Source organism: Methanosarcina flavescens (assembly GCF_001304615.2).
Classification (GTDB): domain Archaea; phylum Halobacteriota; class Methanosarcinia; order Methanosarcinales; family Methanosarcinaceae; genus Methanosarcina; species Methanosarcina flavescens.
This window is the reverse complement of sequence record NZ_CP032683.1, coordinates 1,737,179-1,750,615: the sequence shown is the minus strand read 5'-3', so window position 1 is coordinate 1,750,615 and position 13,437 is coordinate 1,737,179. Positions and strand designations below refer to the sequence as shown.

Genomic DNA, 13,437 nt, shown 5'->3' with positions numbered 1-13,437 from the left:
TTTAATTTGCTTAAAATAACACCTTACCTGGGAGTTCTGGTTCTTATTGTTTCTATCGGGGGTCTCTGGTATCCGGCACTTGGGTATTTCATGCTGCTGATTTTTGCCGCGATCTTCCTGAGCAGTCCTTTCAGAGGTCGCTGGTTCTGCGGAAATCTCTGCCCCAGGGGTAGCTTTGTTGATTTCTGGGTCGATAAAATCTCAAGGAAAAAGAAGATCCCAGACACTCTACGGAGCCTGTGGGTCCGCCTGCCAATCTTTTTCCTGCTAATGAGTTTTATGGGGTACAGGATTACAAGCATTCTCGGAAACCTCAATACTTTTGAGAAAATAGGCATGGTGTTTGTAACCATGTGTCTGGTGACAACTGCAATCGCTGTTTTTCTGGGCATTTACCTGAGCCCGAGAACCTGGTGTTCTTTCTGCCCAATGGGAACAGCTCAGCGCCTTATTGGCGGAAAGAAGTATTCCCTTAAACTCGTATATGAAAAATGCATCAACTGCAGCAAATGTGATAAGGTTTGCCCAATGCAACTTAAAATCCGCGAGAATGATATAAAACCTGACTGTATCAAATGCGGACGCTGTGTGAGTGCCTGTCCTAAAGATGCCCTAAGTTTCTAAAGTTCGGTGGCTTTATTTTTTGAATTTTTATAAACTGACCTTGTGGTTGAACTCATGCCACAGATAATGGCAGTGATGTCTGAACCTTTTAGATTTTTTAAAGTTTTATTTTTAAAAGCTACCAATAGAAAGCTCTTACATATCAGCCAAACTTCTCTCACAGGTTTCTAACAGACTATTTTCATTATCCAATTCACTGCAGGTTTTTATAGTAGGTAGCCTCCGAATCAGGAGACTGAGGTTTTCGACCTGGTGTACCAGGGAAAATGACCTTAAAATGTTATTAAAAGGCTCAAGAAGCTCTGTTTTTAAACCAGAAATCTCTGCTCTAGAGTAATTCTTATATAGAAGTGCTTGCATTAAGAATAGGAAAATTACGCACAAAGGTAACGTGCTCAGGAATACAATTAATAAAAATTTATAAAAATTCATAATCATAAAAGGAGATTGAAGCTTGGCAGCACAACCGATCTTTATTTTAAGGGAAGGCAGCAAGAGAACCCATGGTTCCGATGCCCAGCACAGCAATATTATGGCCGCAAAAGCGGTTGCTGAAGCGGTAAGAACCACTCTTGGGCCCAAGGGTATGGACAAGATGCTTGTAGACTCCTTAGGTGACGTTGTTATCACCAACGATGGAGCAACAATCCTCAAAGAAATGGACATCGAGCACCCGGGTGCAAAGATGATCGTGGAAGTAGCCAAGACTCAGGATGCCGAAGTCGGAGACGGAACCACCACCGCAGCCGTACTTGCAGGGGAACTCCTGACAAAGGCTGAAGACCTGCTGGAAAGCGGAGTCCACCCCACAATAATCGCAAACGGTTACAGGCTTGCAGCAGATCAGGCTATAAAGATAATCGATACCATCACTATCAGTGCATCTCCAGAAGACACCGAAACTCTCAAAAAGATTGCAGCAACAGCCATAACAGGAAAAGGTGCAGAAGCCCACAAGGAGCATCTTTCCAGTCTTGCTGTCAAGGCTGTGACCTCAGTTGCTGAGAGAAGCGAAGATGGGAAGATCACTGTAGACATCGAGGACGTCAAGGTCGAAAAGAGACCGGGCGGAAGCATCAAGGACTCCGAGATTGTTGAGGGTGTAATTATCGACAAAGAGCGCGTCCACACAGCCATGCCTGAAGTCGTGGAGAATGCAAAAGTCTTGCTCTTAAGCGTGCCCATAGAACTCAAGAAGACCGAGACCAAAGCAGAAATAAAGATCACTACTCCTGACCAGATGCAGCTCTTCTTAGACCAGGAAGAAGCAATGCTCAGGGAAATTGTGGATAAGGTAATCAACACAGGTGCAAACGTTGTCTTCTGCCAGAAGGGAATTGATGACCTTGCTCAGTATTATCTGACAAAAGCAGGAATCTTCGCCATGCGCAGGGTAAAGAAGAGCGACATGGATAAGCTTTCCCGCGCAACAGGTGCAAGGATTATCACCAGCATTGACGAGATTGAAGAGTCCGACCTTGGCTACGCAGGGCTTGTTGAAGAGAAAGACGTTACAGGCTCAAGGATGACCTTCGTCACAGGCTGCAAGGATAGCAAAGCCACTTCAATTCTTCTGCGCGGCGGAACCGAGCATGTTGTGGAAGTACTTGAAAGAGCACTCGAAGATGCTCTCAGAGTGGTGGGCGTTGCTCTCGAAGACCAGAAGATTGTTGTGGGCGGTGGCTCACCCGAGATCGAACTGTCCCTCAGACTCAAGGAATATGCAGCAACCCTTAAAGGCAGGGAGCAGCTTGCTGTAATGAAATTTGCCGAGTCTCTTGAGGTTATTCCTCACACCCTTGCAGAAAACGCAGGACTTGACCCGATTGACATGCTTGTGGAAATGCGCTCCCAGCATGAGAAAGGTAACAAGCGTGAAGGGCTCAATGTCTATACCGGCAAAGTCGAGGACATGTTCGAGAACAACGTTGTCGAACCTCTAAGAGTCAAGACACAGGCAATCAATGCAGCTACTGAGGCAGCAATCATGATTCTCAGAATTGATGATGTAATTGCCTCAGTTGGCGAAGGAAAAGCAGGTCCGGGTCCAGGTGGCCCTGGCGGCGAAATGCCTGAAGAAATATAAATAATTTTAGGTAGACATTTTAAATCCAAGAGTGCTGGAAATTTCCAGCACTCTGATACTTCTCTTTTTAGAAGCTGTCTTATCTAGCTTCATATTGACTGTTATCTGGCTTCATAGCATGAGATTTCCCTGGCATCTACCCTAACGGGTTTTCCAAGTTCGTTTGAGATAACATTTTTTATCCTTGCTATGCATCTGCACTCAAGCTGGATGCGGGCGGACATGGCTTCTCGTTCTTCGATATAGAGTTCGTTCGAACTGATAACAGAATGGACTGAAACCTGCTTCTTCACAACTTTTGCTATGAGACCCTGAGTCCCATCCGTGAGATCTTGGAGGCTGGTAGAGGTCAAGAGAACACTGTCTCCTGCGTTAAGCCCGAGTACTCCTACGAAGTTTTGAGGACTCCGAATCTCAAGAGTCCTGAGACGATGTCTCTTCAGAACCTCGATAAGAGAATCAGCAATTCCTGTTAACGCGATGTACTCCATGAGATCACCCGTACATTGGGAACTCCTTCTTTACTTCTCCTTTCTGCTCTACAGTCTGAACATCTTCAGCAAGCCTCTGGAGTTCGGTCTCTATACGCTCGGCCTGCTCTATGAGCCGAGCCGTACTTATTGAAAGTCCATAGAGTTCATTTAAGACCTCAATAACAGCAGAAGCAGCCCTTGGATCAGGATTTTGGGTTCTGGTAGCGCCAAGTAAGCTAAATGCAGGAATTCCACGTTGCAAACATTCAGCCATCACGCTGCCCGATATCCCGGAGATTGTTCCCATTTGGAAAATTTCTACCTTGTCCCTGATTCTGCTCAACATTTCTGGAGTGGTGGCTGCCCCGAAGACTTTATGCCCCCCGTTCAATATGGCAATTCCTGCAATGGAAGCAATTTCTCTTACGTTGATGGACTCAGCCCAGTCCACCAGAGCGTTACTAACATCGTAGGAAACAGTATGACTGATAGGAATATCGGAGATTACAACAATCAGGTTATGTTCCACTTTCTCGTAAATCCTCACAGGCATATTTATAAGCCCCTCATAAAGCACTGCAATTGAGGGGAAATACCTTGAGTCAATAGAGCCGATATATTCCATTCTCAATTCTTCTATTATATGCTGACTTGCAATATTCCCCACAAGCCCGATTCCAGGAAAACCTTCAATCAGAACAGGATTTTGTGATTGCACAGGTTTTGTAATAATTTTTACATCATTGTTGTCGTAATCTGTATTTGACAAATAACCACCTCGGCGAAATAAAACCCCTAGATTATATCTAATCTAATCCTAGATAAACAAGTTTCTCTAAAGACTGGGTCTGCACTACTCCTACATACACACTAACTGAAATTCGCAACAACCCCAGGTTTCCAAACGCCACAACCCCTTTTGATAAAAGAGAATCCTTTTGTTATATATCTTTTCTCCTGACAGAAATAAATAATTCAGATGCTCCCAGATAATAAATTCAGGCTTTTTTTCTCCAATGGAAGGCTTGACCGAGATCCTATTCTATAGAAGTAAATCGATAAGAATATAATAGATAGAAAGAACCGTAAAAGAACTCATGGAAGGGAAAAAAGCTCAAGTACAGGAGGAAAAAATTCGTGGAAAAATCTATTCTTTATTTTGACAACGTAGGGGAACTGAATACGGAAGCCGTTATTGAAGCGGCAGCAAAAAGGGCTGCAGAACTTCAGATCTCCCATATTGTAGTGGCAAGCACCAGCGGAAAAACCGCACTGAAAATGGCAGAAGCAGTAAAAGGAAGCGGCATAAAAGTTATTGGAATAAGCCACCAGTACGGGCAGAAAGAAAAAGGCGAATGGGAAGTGGAAGAAGAATACAGAAAGAAACTCGAAGCTCTTGGGGCGGTAATTACCACTCAATCTCATATGTTTTCCGGAATTGAGCGCTCCATAACAAAGAAATTTGGTGGCTATTCACGAGTAGAAGTAATTTCTGATACCCTCAGATCTCTCTTCGGGAAAGGTTTTAAAGTAGCTATTGAAGTCGCAATTATGGCGGCTGATTCAGGTTATATTCCTGTTTCCGACAACACGGAGATTATAGCTATAGGAGGCACAAGATGGGGTGCAGATGTAGCCCTTGTCCTCAGGCCAGCCCACAGTGGGGACTTCTTCTCCCTACAGGTTCGGGAAATTATTGCCATGCCGCGAGCTAAAGAAGATTAAAGTAAGAAATTCAGGAGCAAAAATCTATTTCCTCTATAAGGTTATCCGACTTCTGGGACGAGATTGCTGAGGAAGCCTGGATAGTTCGCCAGACTATGCCCTGGTTTCTCAAGAATTCCCAAAGATAAATATATCTGAGTGGCATGTATAACCCCGGCATGTCAGCAATATTCGAAATTCTCGATAAAGATGCAGGCGGCAGGATAGGCAGGCTCAGGACTCCCCACGGGACTGTTGAGACACCTACCGTCATGCCTGTAATTAATCCAAACATTCAGCTTATCCCCCCGAAGGAAATGCGAAACTTCGGGGCAGAAATTCTGATTACCAATTCTTATATTATCTACCGCAAGGAAGAACTGAGAAGTGTCGCCCTTGAAAAAGGGCTACACGGACTCTTGGACTTTGACGGGCCCATCATGACGGATTCGGGCTCCTTCCAGCTTTCCGTATACGGATCGGTGGAGGTTACGAATGAGGAAATTCTCGGGTTCCAGCAAAAAATAGGAAGCGATATAATTGTCCCGTTGGATATCCCTACGCCTCCTGATGTTCACTTCAGGAGGGCTGAAGAAGAACTTGCGGTCACAGCCGAACGACTTGAGGCAGCCCGCAGGTTTATTCAGGGCGAGCAGCTTCTGGCAGGTCCGGTCCAGGGTTCGACTTATCCTGAATTAAGGGAGAAAGCTGCTTCCTACCTTAAAGATCTTCATTTTGAAGTTTATCCCCTGGGTGCCGTTGTTCCGCTCATGGAAGCCTACCGTTACGCAGAACTTGTTGACGTGATCGCCGCATCCAAAAAAGGGCTTTCTCCAGCTTCCCCGGTCCATCTCTTCGGGGCAGGCCATCCCATGATGTTCGCCCTTGCAGTAGCCCTGGGCTGTGATCTTTTTGATTCTGCAGCTTACGCCATTTACGCCAAGGATGGGCGCTATATTACTGTAAATGGGACTTACCATGTTGAAAAATTAAATTATCTGCCCTGCTCCTGTCCGGTCTGCTCAAGATACAGTGCCGACGAACTGAGAAAAGCCGACAACCGGGAAGAACTCCTGGGAAGGCATAACCTTTACGCGACCTTTGCTGAGATCCGGCTGATTAAACAATGTATAAAAGATGGAAAACTGCTCGAACTTGTGGAGCAGCGCTGCCGTGCTCACCCGAAACTTCTTGATGGGTTAAAAGAGCTTTATAGCCATTCTCCCTGGCTTGAGCAACTTGATCCGGCTACAAAAGGCACTTTCTTCTACTGCGGGCCAGAATCCGCTTCCCGTCCCGAAGTTCTTCGCTTTGGAAAACGGCTGGATAGGTTCAACTTGGAAGGCTCAGTAATAATTCGAACGACCTCTGTAAAAGGAGAGAAGGATTATGATCATACTCTTATCTTCAAAGCGCCTTTCGGGGCATTTCCTGCCGAAATGGAAGAAGTGTATCCCTTCAATGCCGAAGTTCCGAAATTCCCGGATTATGAGGCCCTTAACACAGCTCTTTCAAACACCCTTAAACTGATGGAACTGAACCCGCAGGCTGAGTTTACTTTTATCTGCGAGAAGGAGTTCAGTCACCCGCTGATTGACGAGATAAACAAAAAAGCAAAACTGGTATACAGAGAAGACTGGAGAAAAGAATAAACATTGAAGGGTTCATTAACGACGCCGGAAACTCGTAAGTCCTTGAGACTTACTCAAATCAAAATCCGTCTTAAAAAGTTAAAAAGAAAACTTTTTTGAAGTGCAAACCTTTATAGAATTATCTGCAAAGAACCCTTTGAGCAGGGAGAAAGTCAGAATGCAAAGTTCTGATACAAAAACTCCCGTATAAATCTGAAAAGTTTAGGTGAAACTTTTGTCCCTTACAGCAAAAATTGGCGAACTCAGTCCCTATCTGCGGCTGTTGAGACCCGAACTCTACTACATGGATCTTACCCTACCTGCCTCGAGTGCGATCCTTGCTTCCTATCTGGCGACCGGAGGGCTTCCTGAGTTTCTTCCCTTTCTAATTGCAGTAATAGGCGGCTTTGCAGCTATTACAAGTTCATACGTATTCAATGACTGCTGCGATATTGACATCGATACAATCAACCTGCCTGACCGACCTCTGCCTTCTTCCAGAGTTTCAAAGAATTCTGCACTCGCTTATGCCCTCTTTTTATTAGGAGTTGCTGGCGCCGCAGCTGCTTATCTCAACCCTGAGTCTCTCTTTGTCCTTTTTATTGCAGCCGGAATTATCACTTTCTACTCGGTCTTTGCAAAAAGAAATACCTTTCTCAGCTTCCTACCAGTGGGTATTTCATACGGGCTGGTGCCTGTCGGTGTCTGGCTTGCCTTTGACCCTGCAGGAATCTTGAAAGGCAGTGATGGGGTGATTCTCCCTTTGCCAGCTATTTGCTTCGGGCTAATGATATGCGTTACTGATTGGGCCTTTACCCTCGGAGGAGTTTCCAGAGATGTGGAAGGGGACAGATTGAAAGGTGCACCTACTCTGCCTGTGACCTTTGGAATTCCCTTTACTGCCAGATTCGTTACCTTCTGGTGGATTGTGGGAGTTATCGCTTCCGTGATAATAGGGTGGTCAGCTCAACTCGGACCTGTGTATTTTGCAGGAGCCCTTGCTTCGGGACTCTGGATGCTTACCCAGTGTCTTGATTTTATTAAACATCCTACTCCTGAGAGGGGCGGCACACTTTTCCTTAATGGCTCAAATTACAGAGCTATTATGTTCGGATCAATGATTCTGGATGTCATGCTGTGCATTTACGCAGGAGCATACACCTCCATTCTCTGGTAAAAAGGTAGAGAAAAATGGATGCAGATATTATTGTAGTAGGGGCATCTCCTGCAGGGCTGATGGCTGCAAGGAATGCCTGTGAAAAAGGATCGTCAGTTCTTTTACTGGAAAAAAAAGAGAAAATAGGGCATCCTCCCCATCCTGCAAATTCGTTTTTTAAGGGGATGTTCGATAAATGTGGAGAGAAAGTGGATCCTTCCTATGTGACGCATTATCTCAAAGGTATGAAGATTATTTCCCCGTCAGGAAGGATAGTGGAGGTTGAAGCTCCCGGATATGCGATTGATAAAACCGCTTTTGATAGGTTTTATGCGAAGAAAATAATAAAAGCCGGCGTAGACCTTCGAGAAGGAATTAAAGTTCAGGAGATCCACAGAGAAGATGAGAATTTTATTGTCAACACCTCTGGCGGGATATTCACCTCAAAACTGGTTATTATTGCCGACGGTATAAACTCAAAACTGGCTTCCCTTCTGGGCCTGAAAACAATGAGATATCCTGAAGATATTGCGTGGGGAATTGAATTAGATATTAAAAGCCCCGGGCTTGGTAAACCGAAGATGTTTGAGTATTACATAGGAAATCATGCCCCTGGATGGAAGACTACATATGCCCCAAGAGGAGGCGATAATGCCGCAATTGGAGCCTATGTACGCAGATGTGGAACGGACGCAACGCCTTACCTTAATGCCTGGGTTGAGAATTTCAAAAAGCTTAAAGGGCTCAAAGATCTTGAGGTTGTAAGAAAGCTTTCCGGTGGAGACCCCATAGTAACAATTCCGAAAGAATACATAACCGACGGGATAATGGTTGCTGGTGGAGCAGCAGGTCAGTCAGGAATAGGCTATGCGATGAGGGCAGGCCAGATCTGTGGTGATGTGGCTGCAGATGCCGTAAAAAAAAGAAATGTCTCTAAATCTGCCCTTTTAGAGTACCGAAGGATCTGGGAAAGAGAATTTAAAGCAGAGCATTACCTGGGACGTATAGGGCTTGAGACCCTCAGAAAAATGACGGATAGGGAAATTGATGAGATGGTAAAGATTTTTGAAAAAGAGGATCTTTCATTTATTCATGGAAGCTCAATTGAGCAGGCAATGCAAGTTTTTGCATTCATGCTAAAGAAAAAACCTTCTGCTATCTTAAAGTGCAGAGCACTTCTGAGGAATAGATAAACTGAAGTTTAAAAGAGCAAGAGAACAGAACTTATACTGACATTAGCATCAACTATCAGGTGCAGGAAGCAATATGCAATACGACTTCTTTAAAAGCCCGATTCTTAGAGTTTATACCGAAATCGAAGACGGATACATGAGGATGAAAATCAGCGGGGCTGCATCCGTCCTTATGAGAAAAAGCCTTGAAAAATATCTTTCACTTTTTGAAGGTGAAAAGCCTGTAAAAACAGAGGCAGACAGGCTCATCTGCTCAACCTGGATGCCCTCGGTACCAAGCCCGGGTTTTGACCGCCTGGTAAAAAGCCAGTTTTTTTCCATTCTGGGAAAAATGATTCCGGACCAGGTAACTATATCCATTACTGAAGAATGCCCTAACAACTGTATCCACTGTGCTCTGCCTGACACGAAAAACCGGAAAAAACTTGCCCCCGAAACCGTAAAATCCATAATAGACCAGGTACTTGAGATGGGCGCAACCTTCGTGATCTTTGATGGAGGCGAGCCCCTTACATATCAGGGTCTAGAAGATCTGATAAGGTATGTTAATCCTGAGAAAGCTATTACAGGCGTGTTCACCTCGGGGGCAGGGCTGACCCAAGAGCGTGCCAGCAGCCTGAAAGAAGCAGGGCTTTATTCCCTTACTGTCAGCTTTGACAGCGCATACGAAGAGAAACATGATTACGTAAGGGGCAGAAAAGGAGTTTTTAAAAGTGCAGTTGAAGCCGTCAAAAACGGAGTTAATGCAGGGCTCCTTGTAAATATATATGTTGTGCTTTCCAGAGACAATGTGAACGAGCTTGATGAACTATATGCTCTTGCATCCAAACTCAAAGTCCACGAACTTTCCTTTTACGAGATAGTCCCCACTGGCAGGTGGATGGATCACGCCTCCGAAATAATGACTCCAAAAGACTTGAGAAAATTTGATAATTTCGTATCCAGAGCCAGGGGGAAAGAAGGCCCCAGAGTCTTTCCCATCCCTCAGGTTATGAAGACTACAGGCTGTATGGCAGGCCGTAAGTGGCTCCATATCACCCCAGAAGGGGATATTCTCCCCTGCGCCTGTATCCCGATTCCTTATGGAAACGTCCATAGAGACAGGATAAAGGATGTCTGGAAAAAGATCAGGGAAGATCCTGTATATAATGCAAAGTGCTGCCTTATGAGGAATCCCGAATTCAGGGAAAAATATCTGAAACTCCCTGAATAAATCGAAAAACTAATGAAAGCTCTGGATTGAGAGTAATTCTTAATCTTTTACAATAATTTTAGGAACATAGTGGAGAGTCTGAGAATAGATTGAGAATGACAATTGAAAAAAATAATAATTGAAAATTTCAGGCAAAGCACAAATAAGTTATAACCTCTTTTTATTTTTTTCTTGTTCTTTGGTTCTTTTTTTAAAATAAAAAAAGTGGTAACTAAACAAGCCTGGGATACAAAACACTGAAACTGTAACTGACAATAATATAGAAAATCGGAAAGTGTAAGAAGAATCAATCTGGGAAAGATAGAATCAGTGGCAAGTATAGAGCAGGTCGGAAAAATAGGAGTGCAGATCTATCTCGACCTGCAACGGAAATTGGTACTTTTCAGCTAATTTTTTTACTAGATAAGTTAGACTAAACCCGACCTTTGAAGAGTCATAAGGTCTTCAGTGGTGAGTTTTGCTCCGCCCTTGAACTTTTCGAAGATGGATTTAGCATCCTTCTGAAGCTCGGACTTGACAACTCGGGACTTTCCTTCTTTGTCTTTCTTTTTGAGTTTAAAGATTTCTTTGTCAAGCTCCCGAATTTCCTTCTGAGCATTGATGAAAATCTTGTGCTGTTCGTCAGCTGCTTCCTGGGCTTTTACAAATTCCCGATGGGCAATGTCAGACTCTGCCCTGGTTCTGTCAGCCTCTTTGAAAGCAGCAATCATCTTCTCATGGTATTCCTGAGCCTGTCTGGCATATTCAGCCAGCTGGTTGTGGAATTCTGAGGCTTCATCCCGGATCTTCTGGGCTTCGTCCAGAATGTTCTTCAGTTCGAGGTTGCTCTCAAGCTGGACTTTTTTGACCTGGTATTGTTTTTGAAGCTGAGTAATCTTGCCAACGAGTTCCCTTTCCTTGCTTGTGCTCAGGACTTCAGTCTGCTGGGCAAATTCAAGGCGATCAATATCTTTTCTCAGGGCTTTTATCGATGGGCCACCCAGGTTGTTCTGTTTTCTGATGGCATCAGCCTTTGCAAAGAGTTCGTTTGCCCTGGCATTGGTTTCGTCGCGTTTATTTTTGTATTCGCTGACCTTCTCGTTGATTTCGTCCCTGAGGACTTTTAATTCCTGGGCTTCATTGATAAGGTCTTTTGTCTTCTTGTTCAGCTCATTACGCTTTGCAGCGAGGGCGCTGGCCTCTGCGTTTAAAGCATTTCTTTTTTCCTTGGATTCTTCAGAAATGTTCTTCAAATCTGATCTTTTTTTCTGCAGTTCTTTTAGCATCTCTTAGTGTGCCTCCCGATCCAGCAAAAAAGCTGGCATTTTGGTAGTTCTACTGTTCGATGTCGACATGCTGTGCCTGATTACAACATTGATAAGAAAGAGATTCAAGAACAGGGATAACGGCTCTGAGATCTTTTTTTGTTATGACCACATCCGCATATTCCCTCAGGATGGGCTTGGGATTGAAAGCTATTGCAAAACCTGCCTTCTCAAAAATACAGGCATCATTTGCGCCGTCCCCGACAACCACACACTGCTCCGGCCGGACTCCGTTGAGCCGGGTAAGTTCCTCAAATACCTTTGCTTTTGAGTCGCTCTGTGTGATAGGGCCGACAACTTTGCCTGTAAGGCAGCCGTCTTCCACAAGCAGTTCGTTGGAAACAATGAAATCGACACCAAGCACTTTACCTATTACATCAGCAGAGATAGTAAATCCGCCTGAGATCATTGCAGTCTTATAGCCCCTACTTTTGACGTAGAGGATAAGTTCTGCCGCTCCCGGCATCAGATTGATTTTGTCTACCGCGTCAAGGGCAGTTTCGAGGGGAAGTCCCTTAAGAAGTCTGACCCTTTCGATAAGCGCTTGCTCGAAATCAAGGTCGCCATACATCGCTCTCTTTGTAATCTCCTCTACTTTGCTTACAACACCTGCAGCCCTGGCGAGCTCATCGATAGTCTCAGCGTCTATAAGGGTGCTATCCATATCAAAAACAATCATTTTGTTTTCAGTAGAATTGTACGTAGGACAGTTCACTCAATCAAAACCTGGACCTGAATAATTATTAAATATAGCGGGATGATTCCCGAAAAAGGGCACGCTGCCTGGTGTACCTCCTTCAAAGGTACCCCCGCAACTCAATATAATGTATTTGCCCTGACATTAAAAGCCCACCAACGGATAAAGTTTTCAAATTATAATACGGGTCCTGTGAAACAAAACCGCAAAACAACAGCATTGATGTCAACGTTTTTGAGTGAAATAAATCGCATCCCTTTTAAGCTTTTCGGAGGAAATCAAAAACATACTGAATAATAATTATAAATTACATATATATTTATAAAATAAGTTTGATAAGGAACGAAGATTGCCAAAAGGATTATAAACCCTTTAGGAATTCCATTATTGAAGAAATTGGTTAACAAAGGATTTTGAGAAAAATGGTCAACATAGGTTTTATAAAAATGGGCAACCTGGGAATGAGCCAGGTTATCAATCTGATCCAGGATGAAATTGCAGCTAGAGAAGGGATTATAGTACGTGTATTTGGTACAGGGGCTAAGATGAGCCCTGCCGAAGCTGCTGATAGTGAAAGTTTCAAACAGTGGAATGCAGATTTCGTGGTAATTATCAGCCCGAATGCAGCAGCTCCGGGTCCCACTGCGGCTCGTGAGATCTGGAAAGACGTCCCTTGTATTGTAGTCTCAGATGGCCCAACAAAGAAAGAAGCCAGAGAAGCTCTTGAGCAGGAAGGCTTCGGGTATATAATTCTTCCGGTAGACCCTCTTATCGGAGCAAAGAGAGAGTTCCTTGACCCAGTGGAGATGGCATCCTTCAACTCCGATGCAATGAAAGTGCTATCCATTTGTGGTGTTGTTAGACTCATTCAGGAAGAACTGGATAAGGTAACCGACCAGGTTGCATCTGGCAGATCAGGAAAGGAACTGGAGCTCCCACACATTTTTGCAAAACCTGAGAAATGTGTTGAGCATGCTGGCTTTGCAAACCCTTATGCAAAAGCAAAAGCTCTGGCTGCTCTTCATATGGCTGAGAAAGTAGCACAGGTTAATTTCCCCGCATGTTTCATGTTAAAAGAAATCGAACAGGTGTGCCTTACAGCAGCAGCCGGACATGAGATAATGGAAGCTGCTGCGCAGCTTGCAACACAGGCAAGAGAAATTGAAAAATCCAATGATACTGTATTCAGGCAGCCCCATGCAAAGAACGGTACTCTGCTGAAAAAAGTAAAATTATACGAAAAGCCACAGTAATCCCGGATAACCTTAAGGTTAAAATCAGAAGCTTAATTGGAGGATACAAGAATTTCACTGTAAATAAGAGAGACAGATCCTCCAATAACCACTTTTTAATTAT

12 protein-coding genes are annotated in these 13,437 nt (G+C 44.2%); 8 read left to right on the top strand and 4 right to left on the bottom strand.

What is annotated here, in order from left to right; all coding sequences use genetic code 11:
- Window positions 1-6: 6 nt before the first annotated feature.
- Window positions 7-624 (top strand): 4Fe-4S binding protein, encoded by a 618-nt coding sequence (locus AOB57_RS07790; protein WP_193726259.1) that lies wholly within the window; start codon window positions 7-9, stop codon window positions 622-624.
- 454 nt (window positions 625-1,078) lie between these two features.
- A complete protein-coding gene (gene thsB / locus AOB57_RS07785; RefSeq protein ID WP_054299633.1) occupies window positions 1,079-2,710 on the top strand; it encodes a thermosome subunit beta in 1,632 nt (543 codons plus the stop codon).
- 101 nt (window positions 2,711-2,811) lie between these two features.
- On the opposite strand, the gene AOB57_RS07780 is transcribed toward thsB, so the two are convergent.
- Both AOB57_RS07780 and AOB57_RS07775 read right to left on the bottom strand, forming a co-directional pair.
- On the bottom strand, window positions 2,812-3,201 hold the full coding sequence (locus AOB57_RS07780) for a DUF473 domain-containing protein (protein WP_054299634.1): 390 nt from the start codon (window positions 3,199-3,201) through the stop codon (window positions 2,812-2,814).
- 4 nt (window positions 3,202-3,205) lie between these two features.
- Window positions 3,206-3,952, bottom strand: a complete 747-nt coding sequence (locus tag AOB57_RS07775) for a proteasome assembly chaperone family protein (protein WP_054299635.1) — start codon at window positions 3,950-3,952, stop codon at window positions 3,206-3,208.
- 368 nt (window positions 3,953-4,320) lie between these two features.
- On the opposite strand from AOB57_RS07775, the gene AOB57_RS07770 reads away from it, so the two are divergent.
- The 5 genes from AOB57_RS07770 (at window position 4,321) to AOB57_RS07750 (ending at window position 10,080) form a co-directional block, all read left to right on the top strand.
- The gene (locus tag AOB57_RS07770; protein WP_054299636.1) at window positions 4,321-4,908 is read left to right on the top strand and encodes a pyruvate kinase alpha/beta domain-containing protein; all 588 of its coding nucleotides are present in this window, start codon (window positions 4,321-4,323) and stop codon (window positions 4,906-4,908) included.
- Window positions 4,909-5,066: 158 nt separating this feature from the next.
- Complete coding sequence (tgtA, locus tag AOB57_RS07765) at window positions 5,067-6,539, top strand: tRNA guanosine(15) transglycosylase TgtA (protein WP_054299879.1); 1,473 nt, start codon at window positions 5,067-5,069, stop codon at window positions 6,537-6,539.
- 214 nt (window positions 6,540-6,753) lie between these two features.
- Complete coding sequence (locus AOB57_RS07760) at window positions 6,754-7,695, top strand: UbiA prenyltransferase family protein (RefSeq protein ID WP_054299637.1); 942 nt, start codon at window positions 6,754-6,756, stop codon at window positions 7,693-7,695.
- 14 nt (window positions 7,696-7,709) lie between these two features.
- Entirely contained in the window at window positions 7,710-8,867 is a 1,158-nt protein-coding gene (locus AOB57_RS07755; protein ID WP_054299638.1) for an NAD(P)/FAD-dependent oxidoreductase, read from the top strand.
- 73 nt (window positions 8,868-8,940) lie between these two features.
- Window positions 8,941-10,080: a radical SAM protein gene (locus AOB57_RS07750; RefSeq protein WP_054299639.1), complete on the top strand. Its 1,140-nt coding sequence runs from the start codon at window positions 8,941-8,943 to the stop codon at window positions 10,078-10,080.
- 407 nt (window positions 10,081-10,487) lie between these two features.
- Here AOB57_RS07750 and AOB57_RS07745 read toward each other — a convergent pair whose 3' ends face one another.
- The gene (locus AOB57_RS07745; RefSeq protein WP_054299640.1) at window positions 10,488-11,345 is read right to left on the bottom strand and encodes a coiled-coil protein; all 858 of its coding nucleotides are present in this window, start codon (window positions 11,343-11,345) and stop codon (window positions 10,488-10,490) included.
- A 49-nt stretch (window positions 11,346-11,394) separates the two neighbouring features.
- On the bottom strand, window positions 11,395-12,099 hold the full coding sequence (gene serB / locus AOB57_RS07740) for a phosphoserine phosphatase SerB (RefSeq protein WP_054299641.1): 705 nt from the start codon (window positions 12,097-12,099) through the stop codon (window positions 11,395-11,397).
- A 404-nt stretch (window positions 12,100-12,503) separates the two neighbouring features.
- On the opposite strand from serB, the gene AOB57_RS07735 reads away from it, so the two are divergent.
- The gene (locus AOB57_RS07735) at window positions 12,504-13,334 is read left to right on the top strand and encodes a F420-dependent methylenetetrahydromethanopterin dehydrogenase (protein WP_054299643.1); all 831 of its coding nucleotides are present in this window, start codon (window positions 12,504-12,506) and stop codon (window positions 13,332-13,334) included.
- The last annotated feature ends 103 nt before the right edge of the window (window positions 13,335-13,437 follow it).